An 18,732-nucleotide genomic window follows, 5' to 3' on the forward strand; every position below is an offset into this window, starting at 1 on the left:
GGGGCGGCCCGTCTCCGGGCCGCCCCTGCCTGTCACACCCTTACGGCTTCGGCGTGGCGTGCGGACCGCACGTCACGTCGGCGGCGTCCAGCTTGCCGCTGAGCAGGTAGGCGTCCACCCGCTCGTTGATGCACGGGTTGACCAGGCTGGTCACACCGTGGGAGCCCGCGTCCTTCTCGGTGATCAGGCGGGAGCCCTTGAACCGCTTGTGCAGCTCGACCGCACCGCCGTACGGCGTCGCCGCGTCCCGCTCGGACTGCACGATCAGCACACCCGGCAGACCCTTGCCGGTCTTGACGTCCACCGGCGTCTGCTGCTTGACCGGCCAGGTCGCGCACGGCAGGTTCATCCAGGCGTTGGCCCAGGTGAGGAACGGATAGTCCTTGTGCAGACGGGTGTTGTCCCGGTCCCACTTCTGCCAGCTGGTGGGCCACTTGGCGTCGGTGCACTCGACGGCCGTGTAGACGGCGTTGCCGTTCTCCGAGGCGATGTTGCCCGCGGTGTCGGTCATGTCGGGCGCGGCCGCGTCGACGACCGCCTGGGTGTCACCGGCGACGTACTTGCTGAGCACCGTGGCGGTGGAGACCCACGCGGAGTCGTAGTACGGGGCGCTCTGGAAGAAGCCGATCAGCTCGGCCGGGCCGACCACGCCACCGATGGGGTTCTTCTTCGCGGTGGCCCTCAACTCCAGCCACTTCGCCTGGACTTCGGCGCGGGTGGTGCCGAGGTGGAAGGCGGCGTCGTTGGCGGCGACCCAGTCCTGCCAGTCGTTCCAGCGCTTCTCGAAGGCGACGTCCTGGTCGAGGTTGGCCTCGTACCAGATCTTCTCCCGCGACGGGTTGACGACGCTGTCGACGACCATGCGACGGACGTGGCCCGGGAACAGCGTGCCGTAGACGGCGCCGAAGTAGGTGCCGTAGGAGACGCCGAGGAAGTTGAGCTTCTTCTCGCCGAGCGCGGCACGGATGACGTCCAGGTCACGCGCGGAGTTCGGCGTGGTCATGTGCGGCAGCATCTCGCCGCTGCGCTCGTAGCAGCCCTCGGCGTACTCGCGGGCCAGCTTGCGCTGGGCGCGCTTGTCGGCCTCGGAGTCGGGCACCGGGTCCATCTTCGGCGCCTTCACGAACTCCTGCGGGTCGATGCAGGAGATGGGCGCCGAGTGGCCGACACCGCGCGGGTCGAAGCCCACGAAGTCGTACGCCTTGGACGTGTTGACCCACACCGGCGCCTTGGTGGTGACGCGGCGCGGGAAGCGCAGGCCCGAGGCGCCCGGTCCGCCGGGGTTGTAGACGAGCGCGCCCTGACGCTCGGCGGGGGTCCCGGTGTTGCCGATGCGGTCGACGGCGAGCTTGATCTGCTTGCCGTTGGGCTTCGCGTAGTCGAGCGGAACGGTGACCCAGCCGCATTGGATGGGCTTCTCCAGCCCCCAGTCCGCGGGGCAGTCCTGCCAGTCGATGCCGGCCTTCTCGGCCCGGGCGGCGGCGATGGCGGCGCCGCGGGCCTCACGGTCCTGGCCGTGCCGTGCGCCCGCGCTCGCGTTGGCGGTGGGCGCCGCCACGGCCCCGGCTATCAGGGTCGCCGTGACGAGCACTCCGGCGGAGCCGAACGCCGTGGCCCGCCTTGTCGGTCTGTGGTGCTTCAAGTGCGACCTCCCCGTACGTCATTGATGAGTACGGGGATCCTCTCGGCTGTGGGTTCCCTGAGAACAGGGTCCGGCAGCGTTCTTTGCCAATCCGATAAACGGAGAGGGTTGTTCGCTAACCGAGCGACGTCAGGGCGTCGTCCAACAGCTTCCTCAGACGGAGTGCGTCCGGCGCCACCGCGCTCACCAGAGCGGCGGGTCCGGCCAGCGGCATGACCACGGCACCGTCCCCCAGCACCCGGGAGGCCGCCGGATCGGCGGCGAACTCCGGTCGTACGACGACGAGTTGGCCGACCGCTCGGTGCCCCGCCAGCACGGCCGGGCCGTCCCATCCGCCCGGCGCCCCTGGCCCGCAGGCGAGCTCCTGGTCCAGCACGGTCCGCCCGCCGACCCGCAGCACCAGCCTGCTGCTCAGCCGCCCCGGCTCCTCGGCGACCCGCCCCAGCACCTGCTCCTCGCGCAGCACGAGTCGACCGTACGCACCGACGTCGACGTGTGTCGAGACGTACAGTTCACTGCCGTTCGCCGAGATCAACTGTTCGGGCAGCCAGCGCAGTTCACCGCCGTCGGCGACGGTGAGGCGGACGTCGTAGCGCGCCTCGCCCTTGGCCTGCCCGGGCAGGGCGATGGTGGCGGCGGCCGACCCGACGTGCAGCCGGGCGCCCTCCTCCACCGCGGCCTCGACGGTGAAGTGGTCGCCGCCGAGCGGTCCGCTCATCGCGCCGACGAGCATGACCCGCGCCTCGGCGCCGCGCCCCCGCGTCCGGCGCAGCGCCAGCGGCCCGTCGCCCTCCAGGACGGGAAGCGAGGTGCCGCCGCGACCGTCGTCGCGGGCGAGAATCCGCGCGGTCGCCTGGACGCCGCCGCTCATGCCGTCCACGCGGCGAGCTGCGCCCGCACCCACGCGGCGACGTCCGTGACCCCGGCCTCGGTCCGCAACGACTGGAAGACGACCGGCAGTTCGGCGCGCTGCGCCTTGGCGTCGGCCGCCATCCGCGCGAGGTCCGAGCCGACGTACGGGGCGAGGTCGGTCTTGTTGACGACGAGCAGGTCGGCGGTGGTGACGCCGGGACCGCCCTTGCGCGGGATGTCGTCCCCGCCTGCCACGTCGATGACGAAGATCTGCGCGTCGACGAGCCCCTTGGAGAAGGTCGCGGTGAGGTTGTCGCCGCCGCTCTCGACGAGCACGAGGTCCAGCGGGCCGACCTCGTCCTCCAGGTCCTCTACGGCTTCGAGGTTGGCGGAGATGTCGTCCCGGATCGCGGTGTGCGGGCAGGCGCCCGTCTCCACGGCGGTGATCCGCTCGGGCGGCAGCACGGCCTCCCGGAGCAGGAACTCGGCGTCCTCGCGGGTGTAGATGTCATTGGTGACGACGGCGAGGGACAGCTCGTCGCGCAGGGCGCGGCAGAGGGCGGCGACGGTGGCGGTCTTGCCGGAGCCTACGGGGCCGCCGAGGCCGATGCGGAGCGCTCTGCGGGAGCCGTTTGGGCGGTGAGCGTCGGCGCTGACTGCGGCGGGGCCGTCGTGGTGGTGGTCGAGGTGCATGTGCGGCTCCTGGGGGGCTAGTTCGTCGTCGGGTGCGGGTGCGTGGGGGCTGGTCGCGCAGTTCCCCGCGCCCCTGAAAAGAAGGTGGGTCATCTGAGGGTCGCTATGAAGCGAACAGCCTCACTGGCCACGCCGCGTGCAGCTCCGCGCCGATCTCCAGCAGCGGCGCCGAGGCTGACGGCAGCGCGTCAACTCCGTGGTCTACGACCCTCCCGGCTGCTTCGACCGCCTGGTCCGCTACTCGGTCCAGCTCCGGTGCCAAACGGGCCAACACCGCCGTCGCGTCGAAGGGGTCGAGGCTCAGCAACCGAACCGTCGCACTCGCCGGGCCGCTCACGCTCTCGTACGCCGCGCAGTGAGCGGCATCCACCGCATCGAGCCCCGCCACCCTCGCCGTGACCCCCAACACCACCGGCTGATGCGCCCCCTTGGGGAACTCCCGGGCCAGCGCGTCGAGTTCCACCGACGGCCAGGTCGCCCGAGCCGCCCGCATCAGCTGGCGCCCCAGCTTCCGCGCGGCGACCCGCAACGCGGGTGACGGCGTACGGGCGTCCGCCGCCGCGTCCAACTCCATGGGATTCACACCGAGTACGGCGGCCGCAGCCAGCGACGCCGACACCAGTCCCGCCGTGTGCAACCGCCCACGGCAGAACTCCTCCAGGCTCGACGCCCCGGTGATCCGCCCGGCCTTGACGGCCGCCTCCGCCCCGCCGGAGTGCGCGTGTCCCCCGGCGGGAAAGCGGCCGTCGGCCAGGACCAGAAGTGCAGCCCTGGACATCAGAACAGGAAGTAACGCTGGGCCAGGGGCAGTTCGGCCGCCGGAGTCGCCTCGACCAGCTCCCCGTCGATGTGCACGGCGAAGCTGTCGGGATCGACCCGCACCGAGGGACGCGCGTCGTTCTCCCGCATGTCCGCCTTGGTCACCCCACGCGTCGACTCGATGGCGACGAAGCGCTTGCCGAGTTGCAGCCGCTCCGGCAGCCCGTCCTCGATCGCCAGCGGCGCGACGAAGTTGAACGAGTTGGTCGCGGGCGCCCGCCCGATCGCCCCGTACATCGGGCGCGGCAGGATCGGCTGCGGGGTCGGGATCGACGCGTTGGCGTCGCCCATCTGCGCGTAGGCGATCTGCCCGCCCTTGACGACGAGATGCGGCTTGACGCCGAAGAACGCGGGCTCCCACAGCACGAGGTCGGCGAGCTTGCCGGTCTCCACCGAGCCGATCTCGCGGGCCAGGCCCTGTGCGATCGCCGGGTTGATCGTGTACTTGGCGACGTACCGCCGGACACGGTGGTTGTCCGCGCGCCCGTCCCCGGGCAGCGCACCACGCTTGCGCTTCATCACATGCGCGGTCTGCCAGGTCCGCATGACGACCTCGCCGACCCGGCCCATCGCCTGGGCGTCGGACGAGATGATCGAGATCGCGCCGAGGTCGTGGAGGATGTCCTCCGCGCCGATGGTCGTCGGCCGGATCCGGGACTCGGCGAAGGCCAGGTCCTCCGGCACCGCCGGGTTCAGGTGGTGGCACACCATCAGCATGTCGAGGTGTTCCTCGGCGGTGTTGACGGTGAACGGGCGGGTCGGGTTGGTCGAGCTGGGCAGCACGTGCGGCTCGGAGACCACGGTCATGATGTCCGGCGCGTGCCCGCCGCCCGCACCCTCGGTGTGGTACGCGTGGATGCCGCGTCCGGCGATCGCGGCGAGCGTGTCGCCGACGAACCCGGCCTCGTTCAGGGTGTCGGTGTGGATGGCGACCTGGATGCCGGTCTGGTCGGCGACCGTCAGCGAGGCGTCGATGACCGCGGGCGTCGAGCCCCAGTCCTCGTGGAGCTTCAGCCCCAGTGCCCCGCCCCGGATCTGGGACAGCATCGCCTCGTGCGAGACGGTGTTGCCCTTGCCGAGGAAGCCGATGTTGAGCGGGTACTGCTCCATCGCCTCCATCATGCGGGCGAGGTGCCACGGGCCGGGCGTCACCGTCGTGGCCTTCGAGCCCTCGGCCGGACCGGTGCCGCCACCCATCAGGGTCGTCACACCGGCGGCCAGCGCCTCGTCGGCGATCTGCGGGCAGATGAAGTGGACGTGCGCGTCGACCGCGCCGGCCGTCAGGATGCGCCCGTTGCCCGCGATGATCTCGGTCTCGGGGCCGAGGACCAGGTCCGGGTGGACGCCGTCCATGGTGTCGGGGTTGCCGGCCTTGCCGATGGCGGTGATCCGGCCGTCGCGGATGCCGACGTCGGCCTTGACGATCCCCCAGTGGTCGATGATCACGGCACCGGTGATGACGGTGTCCGGGGTGCCGTCTGCGCGCGTAGCACGCGCCTGCCCCATGGACTCGCGGATCACCTTGCCACCGCCGAACACGGCCTCGTCACCGGCGAGTCCGGGCCCGCCGGAACGGTCCTCCTCGATCTCGACGATCAGATCGGTGTCGGCGAGCCGGATACGGTCGCCGGTCGTCGGGCCGAACAGGTCGGCGTACGCAGCACGCGAGATCTCAGGCATCGAGGGCACCTCCGGTCTCCCCGCGCAGCCCGGGCACGATCCGGGCACCGGCCAGCGGGACGAGTTCGACGTCGACGGGAATGCCGGGCTCGAAGCGCACGGCGGTGCCGGCGGCGACGTTCAGCCGCTTGCCGCGCGCGGCGGCGCGGTCGAACTCCAGGCCGGGGTTGGCCTCGGCGAAGTGGTAGTGGGAGCCGACCTGTACGGGGCGGTCGGCGGCGTTGAGGACGGTCAGGCGGGTGACCTCACGGCCCTCGTTGTAGACGATCGGGTCCTCGGCGAAGAGGATCTCTCCGGGAATCACGGCAGCCCCCGTCAGACGATCGGGTCGTGGACGGTGACGAGCTTGGTGCCGTCCGGGAAGGTGGCCTCGACCTGGACGTCGTGGATCATCTCGGGGATGCCCTCCATGACGTCGTCCCGGGTGAGCAGCTTGCGCCCGGAGGCCATGAGTTCGGCGACCGTACGGCCGTCACGTGCGCCTTCGAGGATGTGCGACGTGATGAGGGCGACCGCCTCGGGGTGGTTGAGCTTGAGCCCGCGGGCCCGGCGCTTCTCGGCGACGTCGGCCGCCACATGGATCAGCAGCCTCTCTTGCTCGTGCGGGGTCAGTTGCACGTCCCACCTCACAGTCCTCGCTCCGGACCGTGCGGGGTCCGGTTGCCGCAGCCGCCGGGCAAAGTCCCTGGTGGCGTGCCGGAAGGCTAGTTGGACCGGGTTTCAAGCAAGTTAACCGAGCTGTGATCCGTCGGTCGTGCCGCGGCCCTCACCGTCGGGGAGGTCCCGCACGCTCATCAACGCCCGCAGCCCGCCCTGGAGGATCTCGCTCGGCATCGGCCCGAACAGCGCCTGCTGGGCGAGGAAGCCCATGGCCGCGGACATCATGGTGCGGGCCACGTGGTCCGCGGGCACGTCCGACCGCATCAGCCCGGCGTCCTGGTAGGCCTGGACGATCCGCCCCCAGGTGTCCTGCACCGCGCCGTAGCCGTCGCGCAGGACGGCCGCGAGTTCCTCATTGCGCAGTGTCTCCGTCCATACCTGGACGACGAGCCGCGGGAACGCGGGACGCCCGTCCACGGTCAGGAACTCCTTGGTGGCGAGGATCCGGCCGAGCACCGTCGCCACCAGGACGTCCGGCGGCGGGGGCGGGCTGCTGAGGGCCGCCTCGTCGAAACCGTCGCGGACCTCGCGGAGCACCTCCTCGACGATCGCCGTGATGAGGGCCTCCTTGCCGCTGAAGTAGCGGTACACGGCCCCGGCCGACAGATCGACCTCCTTCAGCACGTCCTGCATCGAGGTGGCGTGGAAGCCGTTGCGGGCGAAGCAGACCGCGGCACCGTCGAGGATCTGCCGGCGGCGGGCGTCGAGGTGTTCCTGGGATACGCGGGCCATGGCCCAAATTTAAAACGAACGTTCCTTCTTGACAAGGCGCGCGCCCGGCAGGACGGTGAGAGGGAAAGAAAAACGAACGATCCTTCTCTTTAAATCTGAACCAGGAAGGCCACCTCATGTCCACCGCTTCCGCTACGACCCCCACCGGCGCCCCCCGCCGCCTACTGGCGGTCGCCGTCCTCGTACCGCTCCTCGCGGCGCTCGCCCTCTGGGCCTTCGCCTGGCCCGCCGCCCGCACCGCACCCCGCGACCTGCCGCTCGGCATGGCCGGCCCCTCCGCCGCGACCGCCCAGGTGGAGCAGCAACTGGCTGGGCACAAGGGCGCGTTCGAGATCCACCACTACGCGGACGAGGCCGCCGCCCGGGACGCCATCGAGGACCGGACCGTGTACGGGGCGGTCGTCGTCACCGCCCAGGGCCCCGAGCTGCTGACCGCGTCGGCCGCGAGCCCGGTGGTGGCGCAGCTGCTCCAGCAGGCCGTGGCGGAACCGGCGGCGGCCCAGGGCACCCAGGTCAGGACGGTCGACGTCGTGGCGGCGCCCGCGAAGGACCCGCGGGGCGCGGCCCTGAACGCCAGTGTGCTGCCGCTGGCCCTGGCCGGGATCGCCGCGGGTGCGGTGGTGACGTCGGTCGGGCTGCGCGGGACGCGTGCCGTGGTCGCCCTGGTCGGCGCCTCGACCCTGGCGGGCATGGCCGTCGCCGGGATCGCGGACAGCTGGCTCGGCGTCGTCACCGGCAACTGGTGGGCGGAGGCGGGGGTGTTTGGGCTCGCGACGCTCGCGGTGAGCAGCGCCGTCGCCGGTCTCGCCGCGCTCCTGGGCACCGCCGGGATCGGGATCGCGGCCGGCGTGATCATGCTTCTCGGCAACCCGTTCTCCGGGGCGGCCTCGGCGCCGCAGCTGCTCCCCGAGCCGGTCGGCACGATCGGTCAGTGGCTGCCGCCGGGCGCGAGCGCGACCCTGCTGAGGTCGGTGGCGTACTTCGACGGGGCGGCGGCGAGCGGCCCTGCCCTGACCCTGACCTGGTGGGCCGCGCTCGGCCTGGGCGCCGTACTGCTGGGGAACGCGCTCAAGGCGCGGAAGAAGAGCGCCGCGCTCGCGGCCGAACGGGAGCTGGTGCCCGCCGGCTGACCCGGGCACCCTGGGACGGACCGCGCACCTCCGCTGTAGCGGACGGGGGTGTGCGGTCTTTTTCGTGTCGCGCCAGGAACCCCACGAGCCTTACGAGCCCCACGAGCCTTGAGAAGTCTTACGAGGCGCCCGTGCCCCGGTGGTGGGCCGCGATGCCGAACCGCTGCGGCTCGCGGGGCGGCGAGGACAGCTCGCGCACGGTCGAGACCGCGCTGATCACCTGCTCCTCGGCGGGCTCCGGAAGCTCCTGGAGCTCCTCCAGCCGTTCGAGATCGGCGGCGGAGACCAGGGCGACGAGCGGCTTGCCGTGCCGCGTGACGACGACACGCTCACCGCCGTACACCACTCGGTTGATCAGGTCGGCGAGTTCAGCCCTGGCTTGCGTCACCGGAATCTCGTAGGCCATACCCCCATCATAACGTCACGTACGTCCTGTACATTTTTTACAGACGCCGAAGGAGGGGTACCCATGACCCGACCGACCGCCCGCCATGTCCTGCCTGAGTTCACCGAACGCACGAGCTCCGGCAGCAAGACGATGGACCCGTACTCGAAGCTGCTGGAGGAGCGGATCGTCTTCCTCGGCACACCGGTGGACGACATCTCGGCGAACGACGTGATGGCGCAGTTCATGCACCTCGAGTACCAGGACCCGGACCGGGACATCTCGCTCTACATCAATTCCCCCGGCGGCTCCTTCAGCGCGATGTCGGCGATCTACGACACGATGCAGTTCGTCACGTGCGAGGTGGAGACGATCTGCCTGGGGCAGGCCGGATCGTCCGCGGCCGTGCTGCTCGCGGCCGGCACCCCCGGCAAGCGGTTCGCACTGCCGGGCGCCCGCATGGTGATCCACCAGCCCTCCCTGCCCGAGCCGGTGGAAGGGCAGGCCAGCGATCTGGCCATCCAGGCCGAGGAGTTGGGGCGCGTCCGCGAGCGCCTGGAGGAGATGCTCGTACGACACACCGGGCGCACCCGGGAGCAAGTCACCGAGGACATCGAGCGGGACAAGATCCTCACCGCTCAAGAGGCCCTGGAATACGGCCTGGTGGATCAGATCATCCCGAGCCGCAAGGCCTCGGGCCCCGCGCCCGGCACCCGGTGAGCGGGCGATGCTGCCACCCGAACTCCCGCCGCTGCCCGCGCTGACGCGCGCCGAGGGCGAGTTGATCGACCGTTACCTCGACGTCGTCGATCTGCTCGGCCGGATCAACCCGGCGCACCACGGCGACACCTACCGCGGACTGCGGGCCGCGCAGGCGCTGGTCGCCAAGGCGGCCGAGCTGCGTGACGCGCTGACGCTGATGCACCAGCGGGGCGAGACGGAGCTGCATGCCGCAACCCTGGCGCGGGCGCTGCGCGTCCTGGACGGTGAGCGGCGCACGGCACGGGTCACGGTGCCACCGCACTCCGGCAGTTGACGCGGACGCAGCCGGTCCGGACCGTCAGCCCCGTCGGCGAAGCGTCCGGACCGGCCTTCAAACGGACCAAAAGACGTACCCCCATTTGGAGTAGTCGCCGGTCGTTCTGTGGGGCCGTCAGGGTTGCGCAACGCGCGTAGCCCGAGGGCGGAATGGATTGTTCCGCCGCTGGTCCGAGGCTCCTCGACCCCCTCGACGGTCGCTCGAACAGAGGAGTGTCCACCCGAACGGGTGAGTGGTGAGTAACGCCACAAATCCCCGATTCCATTGGGTTTTTCGTGTGTCCGTGCGTGAAGATCCCTGTCTGACGACAAGCCCCCGCCGCAGCGGCGGGGCGGTCCGGGTGGACGCCGAGTCCTGCCGCCACCCGGATGACCGGTCGACAGGAGTGGATCGGCAGGAGTGGAGGACCCAAGCACGACGGGTCGCCGGAACAGCGCTCAACGGCCGTTCCGAGCAGCCCTTGGGGTGAAGCCGCAGTACGCGGCCGGGCAACTTCGCCAGCCCGAATCCGACAGGTCATCCTTCACAGGCGGCTGACGAAGGGTTGCGCATGACTGCGCTCAATCGTGTCCCGTCGCTGATGGCCCGAGCCGGTACCGCCTCGGCCCTCACCATCGCCGCAGTGGGCGGCTCCATCGTGGTCCCGGGCGTCGCCTCCGACGCCGCGGCCGCGACACCGGCGACGAAGGCACTTCAGATCGCGGCCTCCAAGAAGGGCTCCCCGTACAAGTGGGGCGCCGCGGGGCCGCACAGGTTCGACTGCTCCGGGCTCACGCTGTACTCGTACAGGAAGGCGGGCAAGAGCCTGCCCCGGACGGCGGCCCAGCAGTACAACAAGACCCGCCACATCTCGGCCGGCAGCCGCAAGGCCGGCGACCTCGTGTTCTTCCACTCGGGGTCGAACGTGTACCACGTCGGCATCTACGCCGGGAAGGGGAAGATCTGGCACTCCCCGAAGAGCGGGGAGGTCGTGAAGCTCCAGAAGATCTGGACGAAGAGCGTCTGGTACGGCCGGGTCAAGTGACCTTCCCGCGGGGGTGGCGGCGACCTGACCCGCCGTCACCCCTGCGGGGCCTGACCCGCCGTCATCCCCCTGCGGGACCTCACGCCGATCCTCGCCCGAGGGCGAGCAGCGGTTCGAGGAGCAGGACCACGCCCAGCACCGTCAGCGCGGTGCCGGTGACGGCCGCGACGAGCCGCGCGGCGCGCGGCCGCCTGAGCCAGCGGCCCAGCCGGTCCACGAGCAGCGCCACCGCCGGGAACCACACCAGGGCGAGGGCGACCACGATCAGCGCCAGCAGCAGCGTGCGGGGCAGCGCGGGTTCGCCCGTCGGTACGAACTGAGGCAACAGGCTCAGGAAGGTGATGGGCGCCTTCGGGTTGAGGGCGTTGGTGACGAACCCCTGCCGCAACGGCCGTACGGCGCCGGTCCCGCTCTCCTCCTCGACCGCCGTGTCCGCGCGGCTCAGTGAGCGCAGCGTCCGTACCCCCAGGTACAGCACATAGGCGCCGCCCAGGAGTTGGAGCGCGCGGAACAGTGCCGGTACGGCCGCGAGGACCGCGGCGACTCCGGCCACCGCCAGCGCCGTGTGCAGCAGCAGCCCGCCGGCGACGCCGAGGGCGCTCGCGACCCCGGCCCGGCGGGAGACCAGGGCGTTGCGTACGACGACGGTGAAGTCGGCACCGGGCATGGCGACCATGCCGGCGGCGACTCCCGTGAAGGCGATGAGCTGTCCGTCCATGCCGTCCAGCGTGCCGTGCGGAAGCCTTCAGCAGGTATGTCGAATATTCTGGGTCTGCCTTAAGCGTTGCTTTAGGCTCACCTCTCGGACCCGGGACTCGACATGTACGACCCCAACCGGCTCGCCGCGCTGGTCTCGGTCGCCGAGGCCGGCTCGATCACCCGGGCCGCCGAGCGCCTCGGGTACACCACCCCCGCGCTCTCCCAGCAGCTGGCCAAGCTGGAGCGGGAGGCGGGCACCGCTCTTCTCGTACGGCATCACCGCGGCGCGCGGCTCACGGGAGCCGGTGAACTCCTGGTGGCCCGGGCCCGCCGGGTGCTGGACGAGATGGAGCAGGCCCGCCATGAACTCGCCCGGCTGACCGGGCTCTCCGGCGGCACGCTGCGGCTCGGCACCTTCCAGACCGCGGGTATCCAGCTGCTGCCGCCCGTGCTGAGCGCGTTCCGCCGGGCGCATCCGGACGTGGAGCTGACCGTCGCCCATCTCGAACCGCCGGCCGGGGTGGCGGCGGTGGCGGCCGGTGACGTGGATCTGGCGCTGACGCACTCCTATGAGCCCGCGGACCCGGTAGCGCTGCCCGCGTCCGTCAGCGTGGAGCCGGTCCTGGTGGAGGAGCTGGTGCTGGTGACCGCCCCGGGGCATGTCCTCGCCGACGGCACCGCACGCCTGCCGCTGACCGAGCTCGCCGGTCAGCCGCTGATCAGCATGGCCCCGGACCATCCCGCCCGGCGCGGCGTGGAGGCGGTACTCGCCCGGGTCGGGGCGACTCCGTCCGTACTGGTGGCGACTCCGGTGTACGCCTTGGTGTGCGCGCTGGTGAGTGCGGGGCTCGGGGTCGCGGTGGTGCCGGAGATGGTGGCGCGGACGGCGGTGACGCCGGTGGGGATGCGGCTGCTGGAACCGGGGGATCTGCGCCGTACCATCTCGGTCGCCCACCGCACCGACGAGTCGGCTCCGGCGGCGGACGCCTTCCGAGCGCTCCTCAGGGGCGCGTTCGGCCGCGCCAAGCACACCGCAGGCTAGGGCTCCTGCTGCCCCGCTGCCGACACCGGCTCCGCCGGTACCGTCCACGGGAGTTCGATGGAGACCGTCTTGCCGCCCTCGCGGGTGGGGCGGACTCTCAGCTTGCCGCCGCACTCCGCGGTCAGCCAGCGGATGATCACCATGCCGCGGCCGTTGTCCTGCTGGACGGCGGCCGGGAGCCGTTTGGGGAAGCGGGGGTGGCTGTCGGTGACTCCGATGCGCAGTTGCTCGTCGCGGTCGAGCTGGATGTCCACCGTGAAGGTGGGTGACTGTCCGAAGGTGTGCTGTACCGCGTTGGTGGCGAGTTCGGAGACGATGAGCCGGATCGTCTCCGCCGCCTCCGTGTCCGCCGGCAGGCCCCACTCCGAGAGGGTGCTCAGGACGTAGGCGCGGGCCGCGGAGACCGAGGCGGGATCGCTCGGCAGAGTGACGGATGCTTCCAGATGGTCTGCCATGGCGAGGTCGTCCCTTTCCCACGGGACCGCAGTCCGACACGGAGCGGATGGTTCGAGTACGGTCCCGGACTGGTGCTTCTTCGCCAGACTGCCATTACCAGGCCGGTCACGGTGCCGATCCACCAAGATATGCATATATCTGTCGCTCGAAGCGGTGAACTCTCCGACGGAAGACCGTATTTGGGCGGCCCGGAAGGAGTAAGGAGTAGCCCATGCAGCACGGTCCCGCGGTACGCCGCCGGAAACTGGGCGCCGAACTGCGTGCGTTGCGCACCGGTGCGGGGCTCACCAGTGGTGAGGCGGCCCGGCTGGTGGGCTGGCACCAGTCCAAGGTGAGCCGGATCGAGACCGGCGCCAGCGGCGTGAAACCGGCCGATGTGCGGTTACTCCTGGACGTCTACGAGGTCGACGACAGCCAACTCAGGGAGTTGCTCCTGGTGTTGGCGGGGTCCGACGAGGGCGGCGGACGCCACCACTGGTGGCACGCCTACCGCGGGGTGCTGCCCCCGACGTACCGCGATTTCATCAGCCTGGAGTCGCAGGCGAGCGCGATGCGTACGTTGGAGATCTCCGTCGTCCCCGGACTGTTGCAGACGCCCGAGTACGCCCGTGCGGTCACCCGGGCCGCGGTCGGCGGCCTCGACGGCGAGACCGACGAACGGCTGGACGCCCTGGTCGAGGTGCGGCTGGCCCGGCAGGACGTGCTGCGGGCCGACCCGCCGCTGGAGCTCGCCGCGGTGCTGGACGAGGGCGTGCTGCGCCGGGAGATCGGCGGGCCCGAGGTGATGGCCCGGCAGCTGCGGCGGCTCGTCGAGGCGGCCCGGCTCCCTCAAGTGAGGCTTCAGGTGCTGCCGTTCGCCGCGGGAGAACACATCGGCATCACCGGCCCTTTCGTTATCTTCTCATTTTCGCGCACTTCTGATCTGGACGTGGTTGTTCTCGACCACTTGACGAGTAGCCTCTACCTCGAGCGGAAAGAAGACCTCCGGGCCTACACCGAGGCCTTCAACGCCCTTCAGATCCACGCCCTTTCGCCCGAGGACTCGTTGGATTACATCGCCGGGATAGGTGACGGCGCGTAAGGAGGCACCATGTCTGCACTGCCTCGGAACGTACCTACCAGTACCGATCTGCTCGACGTGCGCTGGCTGCGCAGCAGTTACAGCACGGGAGCGAACAACTGTGTCGAGACCGCTCGGCCAGGGTCGGGCCCACGGGCCGGACTCGTCGCCGTACGCGACTCCAAGGACCCGTCCGGACCCGCGCTGCTCTTCTCCCCCGGGAGCTGGGCGGAGTTCACGGCCGCGTTCTGATCAGTTCCGATCCTGAACCGACACGGCCGTGTCACGCCGACTCATGGTCGTGTCTCACCGATCACACGTACAGCGCGTTCGATCTGCGCCTCGGAGAGGTCCGCGCGGGCGGTCAGCCGCAGCCGAGAGATGCCGTCGGGCACGGAAGGAGGACGGAAACAGCCCACGGACAGGCCTGCCGCACGGCAGTCGGCCGCCCACTGCACGGCCCCCTCCGGGGACGGCGCGCGCACGGAGACCACCGCGGCGTCCGGTCGTACCGCCTCGTGCCCCGCGGCGGTCAGGCGTGCGTGCAGTTCGGCGGCCACCTCGCGTGCCCGGGCCGCCCGCTCGGGCTCGCGGCGCAGCAGGCGCAGCGCCGACAGGGCGGCCCCGGCCGCCGCCGGGGCCAGCCCGGTGTCGAAGATGAACGTCCGCGCCGCGTTGACCAGGTGGTCGATCACCCGGGCCGGGCCGAGCACCGCTCCGCCCTGACTGCCCAGCGACTTGGACAGCGTGACCGTCACGACGACGTCGTCGGCGCCCGCGAGCCCCGCCGCGTGCGGGGCGCCCCGGCCGCCGTCGCCGAGCACGCCGAGGCCGTGGGCGTCGTCGAGCACCAGACCGGCGCCGTACTCCCGACATGCCTCGGCGTGCGCGGCCAGCGGGGCGGCGTCGCCGTCGACGGAGAAGACCGTGTCGGACACGAAGACGGCCGGGCCCGGTCCCTCATGCGTCTGCAACGCCTTGCGCACGGCGTCCGGGTCGGAGTGCTCCACCACCTGTGAGGTGCCCCGGGCCAGCCGGCAGCCGTCGATCAGCGAGGCGTGGTTGCCGGCGTCGGAGACGACCAGCGAGCGGAGCGGGGCCAGCGCGGTGACCGCGGCGAGGTTGGCCGCGTAGCCGGAGGAGAAGACGAGGGCCGCCTCGAACCCGCAGAAATCGGCCAGCTCGCGTTCCAGCTGAGCATGGAGCTCGGTCGTGCCGGTGACGAGTCGAGATCCGGTGGAGCCTCCGCCCCAGGTCCGGGCGGCCCGCGCGGCCCCCTCGACCACCTCGGGATGACGGGTCAGCCCCAGGTAGTCGTTGCTCGCGAGATCGAGCAGCGGCGAGTCGGCGGGGCGCGGGCGCAGCGTGCGCACCAGGCCCCTGCGGGTGCGCACCCGCACCTGCTGGTCGATCCAGCCGAACGCCATGGCTCCTCCGGGGGTTTTGTAGGCAGCGAACAGACACTAGTGGGACAAGCAGCCGCCCACTGTGTGGCAATACCCACACAGCGAATGGCCGCTGTTGTACGAACTCTCCTTGGCCGGAGACGGCTCCTTAGGACAGGATCAGCTTTCATGGACCTGCTGAACACGCTGGTGGACAAGGGGCTTCGGCGCGAGCTGCCGACCCGCGACGAGGCGCTCGCCGTCCTCGCCACTTCCGACGACGACCTGCTCGACGTGGTGGCCGCGGCCGGAAAGGTGCGCCGGCACTGGTTCGGCCGACGCGTGAAACTGAACTACCTCGTCAACCTCAAGTCCGGCTTGTGCCCCGAGGACTGCTCCTACTGCTCGCAGCGGCTCGGCTCCGAGGCCGGGATCCTGAAGTACACCTGGCTCAAGCCCGACGAGGCCTCCAAGGCCGCCGCCGCGGGCCTCGCCGGTGGCGCGAAGCGGGTCTGTCTGGTGGCGAGCGGGCGCGGCCCGACGGACCGGGACGTGGACCGGGTCGCCGGCACCATCAAGGCGATCAAGGACCAGAACGAGAACGTCGAGGTGTGCGCCTGCCTCGGGCTGCTCTCCGACGGCCAGGCCGAGCGGCTGCGCGAGGCGGGCGCCGACGCCTACAACCACAACCTCAACACCTCCGAGGCGACGTACGGCGACATCACGACGACGCACACCTACGCCGACCGCGTCGACACCGTGCAGAAGGCGCACGCGGCGGGTCTGTCGGCCTGCTCGGGCCTGATCGCGGGCATGGGCGAGTCGGACGAGGACCTGGTCGACGTGGTCTTCTCGCTGCGTGAGCTGGACCCGGACTCGGTTCCGGTCAACTTCCTGATCCCGTTCGAGGGCACGCCGCTGGCCAAGGAGTGGAACCTCACCCCGCAGCGCTGTCTGCGCATCCTGGCGATGGTCCGGTTCGTCTGCCCGGACGTCGAGGTCCGGATCGCGGGCGGCCGTGAGGTGCATCTGCGCACGATGCAGCCGCTCGCCCTGAACCTCGCCAACTCGATCTTCCTCGGCGACTACCTGACGTCCGAGGGCCAGGCGGGCAAGGCCGACCTGGAGATGATCGCGGACGCCGGCTTCGAGGTGGAGGGCGCGGGCGAGGTCACGCTGCCGCAGCACCGGGCGGACGTGGCGGCCGCGGCTGCCGGGGGTGGGTGCGGTTCGCACGAGAGCGCCGGTGGGTGCGGGTCGCACGAGGGCGCCGGGTGCGGGACCGGCTGTGGTTCGGTGTGCGGTTCCCATGAGCCCGCCGCCGTTCCCGAGGTCAACGAGCCGCGCACGGATCTGGTCGCCGTACGCCGTCGCGGTGCCGGGACGGATCTCGCGCCCAATGCCTGAGCTGCCCGTGTCCGAGCTGCTGGAGCTCGACCGGCGGCATGTGTGGCATCCGTACGGGCCGATGCCCGGCCGCGTGGATCCGCTCGTCGTGGAGTCGGCGAGCGGGGTGCGGCTGCGCACCTCCGCCGGGGAGCTGGTCGACGGCATGTCGTCCTGGTGGTCGGCCATCCACGGCTACAACCACCCGGTCCTCAACGAGGCCGCCGCCGGGCAGCTCGGCCGGATGAGCCACGTGATGTTCGGCGGGCTCACCCACGAGCCCGCCGTACGCCTCGCGAAGCACCTTGTCGACATGTCGCCCGAGGGTCTGGAGCATGTGTTCCTGGCCGACTCGGGTTCGGTGTCCGTCGAGGTCGCCGTGAAGATGTGCCTCCAGTACTGGCGCTCGCTGGGGCGCGGCGGCAAGCAGCGGCTGCTGACCTGGCGGGGCGGCTACCACGGGGACACCTGGCAGCCGATGTCGGTGTGCGACCCCGAGGGCGGCATGCACGACCTGTGGACCGGTGTGCTCCCGCGCCAGGTGTTCGCGGACGCGCCACCGACCGAGTACGAGGAGTCGTACGCCGACCATCTGCGCGAGCTGATCGAGCGGCACGCCGATGAACTGGCCGCGGTGATCGTGGAGCCGGTGGTGCAGGGCGCCGGCGGGATGCGGTTCCACTCCCCCGCGTATCTCCGGGTGCTGCGCGAGGCGTGCGACGCGCACGACGTGCTGCTGGTGTTCGACGAGATCGCGACCGGCTTCGGGCGCACGGGCGCGCTGTTCGCGGCGGAGCACGCGGCGGTGACGCCGGACGTGATGTGCGTGGGCAAGGCGCTGACCGGCGGCTACATGACGATGGCGGCCACCTTGTGCACGGCACGCGTGGCCGACGGCATCTCGCGGGGCGAGGTCCCGGTGCTGGCGCACGGACCGACGTTCATGGGCAACCCGCTCGCGGCGGCCGTGGCCTGCGCGTCGATCGAGCTGCTGCTCGGGCAGGACTGGCAGGCCGAGGTCAAACGGATCGAGACCGGGCTGGCGGAGGGCCTGGCGCCGGCGCGGGAGCTGCCCGGCGTCCGGGACCTCCGCGTCCTCGGCGCGATCGGCGTGGTCCAGCTCGATCACGAGGTGGACATGAAGGCGGCCACGGAGGCGGCCGTGCGCGAGGGCGTGTGGCTGCGGCCGTTCCGCGACCTCGTCTACACGATGCCGCCGTACGTCACCGGTGACGAGGACGTGGCGCGGATCGCGCGGGCCGTGTGCGCGGCGGCGGGAGAGGGTTGAGATGCCTGTACTGGTGATCACGGGCACCGGCACGGAGGTCGGCAAGACGATCACGACCGCCGCGGTCGCGGCCACGGCGGTCGCCGCGGGCCGGTCGGTGGCCGTGCTCAAGGCGGCCCAGACGGGCGTACGGCCGGACGAGCCGGGCGACGCCCAGGAGGTCGCGCGCCTCGCGGGCCCGGTCACGACGGCCGAACTCGCCCGCTACCCCGAGCCGTTGGCCCCGGCGACGGCCGCGCGACGCGCGGGCCGCGCCCCGGTGCACCCGCAGGAGATCGCCGAGACGGCCGCCAAGCTGGCCACCGAGCACGATCTGGTGCTGGTCGAGGGCGCGGGCGGGCTGCTCGTACGGTTCGACGAGACGGGCGGGACGCTGGCGGACGCGGCGCAACTCCTGGGCGCACCGGTGCTGGTGGTGGCCACGGCCGGACTCGGCACGCTCAACACCACTGACCTGACGGCCCGTGAACTCCGCTCCCGCGACCTGGAGTTGGCGGGCGTCGTCATCGGCGGCTGGCCCGACTCGCCCGATCTGGCGATGCGGTGCAATGTGACAGACCTGCCCGAGGTCGCCGGGGCGCCGCTGCTGGGGGCGCTGCCCATGGGCGCGGGTGCGCTGGCACCGGCCGACTTCCGTGCGGCGGCACCGAGTTGGCTAGCGCCACGGCTGGACGGGATGTGGGACGCGGAGGAGTTCAGGGGGCGGGAAGCCGCCTGAGTCCGAACAGCGGCGCAGCAGCGGGTCGTAAGGGGCGCGGCC

At 71.3% G+C, this 18,732-nt stretch carries 22 protein-coding genes; 10 read left to right on the top strand and 12 right to left on the bottom strand.

The genetic code is table 11. From position 1 onward, the window contains the following. Positions 1–40: 40 nt before the first annotated feature. The 8 genes from IQ210_RS07290 to IQ210_RS07325 form a co-directional block, all read right to left on the bottom strand. Positions 41–1,642 carry an alpha/beta hydrolase gene (locus tag IQ210_RS07290; protein WP_194078007.1) on the bottom strand — a complete coding sequence of 534 codons (1,602 nt, stop codon included), beginning with the start codon at positions 1,640–1,642 and terminating at the stop codon, positions 41–43. Between the two features lie 115 nt (positions 1,643–1,757). After that, positions 1,758–2,513, bottom strand: coding sequence for an urease accessory protein UreD (locus tag IQ210_RS07295; RefSeq protein ID WP_194078219.1), 756 nt, complete (start codon positions 2,511–2,513; stop codon positions 1,758–1,760). Next, positions 2,510–3,187 (bottom strand): urease accessory protein UreG, encoded by a 678-nt coding sequence (gene ureG / locus IQ210_RS07300; RefSeq protein ID WP_194078218.1) that lies wholly within the window; start codon positions 3,185–3,187, stop codon positions 2,510–2,512. The genes IQ210_RS07295 and ureG overlap by 4 nt, the downstream gene beginning before the upstream one ends. Before the next feature lie 103 nt (positions 3,188–3,290). Next, entirely contained in the window at positions 3,291–3,965 is a 675-nt protein-coding gene (locus IQ210_RS07305) for an urease accessory protein UreF (RefSeq protein WP_194078008.1), read from the bottom strand. Next, positions 3,965–5,686, bottom strand: coding sequence for an urease subunit alpha (locus IQ210_RS07310; protein ID WP_194078009.1), 1,722 nt, complete (start codon positions 5,684–5,686; stop codon positions 3,965–3,967). The genes IQ210_RS07305 and IQ210_RS07310 overlap by 1 nt, the downstream gene beginning before the upstream one ends. Further along, positions 5,679–5,990 carry an urease subunit beta gene (locus IQ210_RS07315; protein ID WP_059198332.1) on the bottom strand — a complete coding sequence of 104 codons (312 nt, stop codon included), beginning with the start codon at positions 5,988–5,990 and terminating at the stop codon, positions 5,679–5,681. The genes IQ210_RS07310 and IQ210_RS07315 overlap by 8 nt, the downstream gene beginning before the upstream one ends. A gap of 11 nt (positions 5,991–6,001) precedes the next feature. Continuing rightward, positions 6,002–6,304 (bottom strand): urease subunit gamma, encoded by a 303-nt coding sequence (locus IQ210_RS07320; RefSeq protein ID WP_010355509.1) that lies wholly within the window; start codon positions 6,302–6,304, stop codon positions 6,002–6,004. A gap of 111 nt (positions 6,305–6,415) precedes the next feature. Beyond that, the gene (locus IQ210_RS07325; protein ID WP_194078010.1) at positions 6,416–7,078 is read right to left on the bottom strand and encodes a TetR/AcrR family transcriptional regulator; all 663 of its coding nucleotides are present in this window, start codon (positions 7,076–7,078) and stop codon (positions 6,416–6,418) included. Between the two features lie 116 nt (positions 7,079–7,194). Between IQ210_RS07325 and IQ210_RS07330 the strand changes: the two genes are divergently transcribed. After that, positions 7,195–8,208, top strand: a complete 1,014-nt coding sequence (locus IQ210_RS07330) for an ABC transporter permease (RefSeq protein WP_194078011.1) — start codon at positions 7,195–7,197, stop codon at positions 8,206–8,208. 118 nt (positions 8,209–8,326) lie between these two features. On the opposite strand, the gene IQ210_RS07335 is transcribed toward IQ210_RS07330, so the two are convergent. Beyond that, complete coding sequence (locus IQ210_RS07335) at positions 8,327–8,614, bottom strand: type II toxin-antitoxin system Phd/YefM family antitoxin (RefSeq protein ID WP_097261012.1); 288 nt, start codon at positions 8,612–8,614, stop codon at positions 8,327–8,329. 63 nt (positions 8,615–8,677) lie between these two features. Between IQ210_RS07335 and IQ210_RS07340 the strand changes: the two genes are divergently transcribed. The 3 genes from IQ210_RS07340 (at position 8,678) to IQ210_RS07350 (ending at position 10,656) form a co-directional block, all read left to right on the top strand. After that, the gene (locus IQ210_RS07340) at positions 8,678–9,313 is read left to right on the top strand and encodes an ATP-dependent Clp protease proteolytic subunit (protein ID WP_194078012.1); all 636 of its coding nucleotides are present in this window, start codon (positions 8,678–8,680) and stop codon (positions 9,311–9,313) included. Positions 9,314–9,320: 7 nt separating this feature from the next. Then, complete coding sequence (locus tag IQ210_RS07345) at positions 9,321–9,629, top strand: hypothetical protein (RefSeq protein ID WP_194078013.1); 309 nt, start codon at positions 9,321–9,323, stop codon at positions 9,627–9,629. Positions 9,630–10,182: 553 nt separating this feature from the next. Next, complete coding sequence (locus IQ210_RS07350) at positions 10,183–10,656, top strand: C40 family peptidase (protein WP_194078014.1); 474 nt, start codon at positions 10,183–10,185, stop codon at positions 10,654–10,656. A gap of 79 nt (positions 10,657–10,735) precedes the next feature. Here IQ210_RS07350 and IQ210_RS07355 read toward each other — a convergent pair whose 3' ends face one another. Continuing rightward, the gene (locus tag IQ210_RS07355; RefSeq protein WP_194078015.1) at positions 10,736–11,374 is read right to left on the bottom strand and encodes a LysE family translocator; all 639 of its coding nucleotides are present in this window, start codon (positions 11,372–11,374) and stop codon (positions 10,736–10,738) included. A 102-nt stretch (positions 11,375–11,476) separates the two neighbouring features. Between IQ210_RS07355 and IQ210_RS07360 the strand changes: the two genes are divergently transcribed. Continuing rightward, entirely contained in the window at positions 11,477–12,397 is a 921-nt protein-coding gene (locus IQ210_RS07360; protein WP_194078016.1) for a LysR family transcriptional regulator, read from the top strand. Here IQ210_RS07360 and IQ210_RS07365 read toward each other — a convergent pair. Continuing rightward, positions 12,394–12,852: an ATP-binding protein gene (locus IQ210_RS07365; RefSeq protein ID WP_194078017.1), complete on the bottom strand. Its 459-nt coding sequence runs from the start codon at positions 12,850–12,852 to the stop codon at positions 12,394–12,396. The genes IQ210_RS07360 and IQ210_RS07365 overlap by 4 nt on opposite strands. 212 nt (positions 12,853–13,064) lie before the next feature. On the opposite strand from IQ210_RS07365, the gene IQ210_RS07370 reads away from it, so the two are divergent. Beyond that, positions 13,065–13,934: a helix-turn-helix domain-containing protein gene (locus IQ210_RS07370; RefSeq protein ID WP_194078018.1), complete on the top strand. Its 870-nt coding sequence runs from the start codon at positions 13,065–13,067 to the stop codon at positions 13,932–13,934. A gap of 9 nt (positions 13,935–13,943) precedes the next feature. Beyond that, on the top strand, positions 13,944–14,165 hold the full coding sequence (locus IQ210_RS07375; protein ID WP_079309483.1) for a DUF397 domain-containing protein: 222 nt from the start codon (positions 13,944–13,946) through the stop codon (positions 14,163–14,165). Positions 14,166–14,206: 41 nt separating this feature from the next. On the opposite strand, the gene IQ210_RS07380 is transcribed toward IQ210_RS07375, so the two are convergent. Further along, positions 14,207–15,340, bottom strand: coding sequence for an 8-amino-7-oxononanoate synthase (locus IQ210_RS07380; RefSeq protein ID WP_194078019.1), 1,134 nt, complete (start codon positions 15,338–15,340; stop codon positions 14,207–14,209). 147 nt (positions 15,341–15,487) lie between these two features. Here IQ210_RS07380 and bioB point away from each other — a divergent pair, with 147 nt between their 5' ends. The 3 genes from bioB to bioD are packed head-to-tail and all read left to right on the top strand — an operon-like array spanning position 15,488 to position 18,690. Next, entirely contained in the window at positions 15,488–16,705 is a 1,218-nt protein-coding gene (bioB, locus tag IQ210_RS07385) for a biotin synthase BioB (RefSeq protein WP_194078020.1), read from the top strand. Then, positions 16,698–17,972 carry an adenosylmethionine--8-amino-7-oxononanoate transaminase gene (locus tag IQ210_RS07390; protein ID WP_194078021.1) on the top strand — a complete coding sequence of 425 codons (1,275 nt, stop codon included), beginning with the start codon at positions 16,698–16,700 and terminating at the stop codon, positions 17,970–17,972. Before bioB ends, IQ210_RS07390 begins: the two co-directional genes overlap by 8 nt. Before the next feature lies 1 nt (position 17,973). Next, positions 17,974–18,690 carry a dethiobiotin synthase gene (gene bioD / locus IQ210_RS07395; protein ID WP_194078022.1) on the top strand — a complete coding sequence of 239 codons (717 nt, stop codon included), beginning with the start codon at positions 17,974–17,976 and terminating at the stop codon, positions 18,688–18,690. Positions 18,691–18,732: the final 42 nt, after the last annotated feature.

The organism is Streptomyces justiciae (assembly GCF_015163075.1).
Classification (GTDB): Bacteria; Actinomycetota; Actinomycetes; order Streptomycetales; family Streptomycetaceae; genus Streptomyces; species Streptomyces justiciae.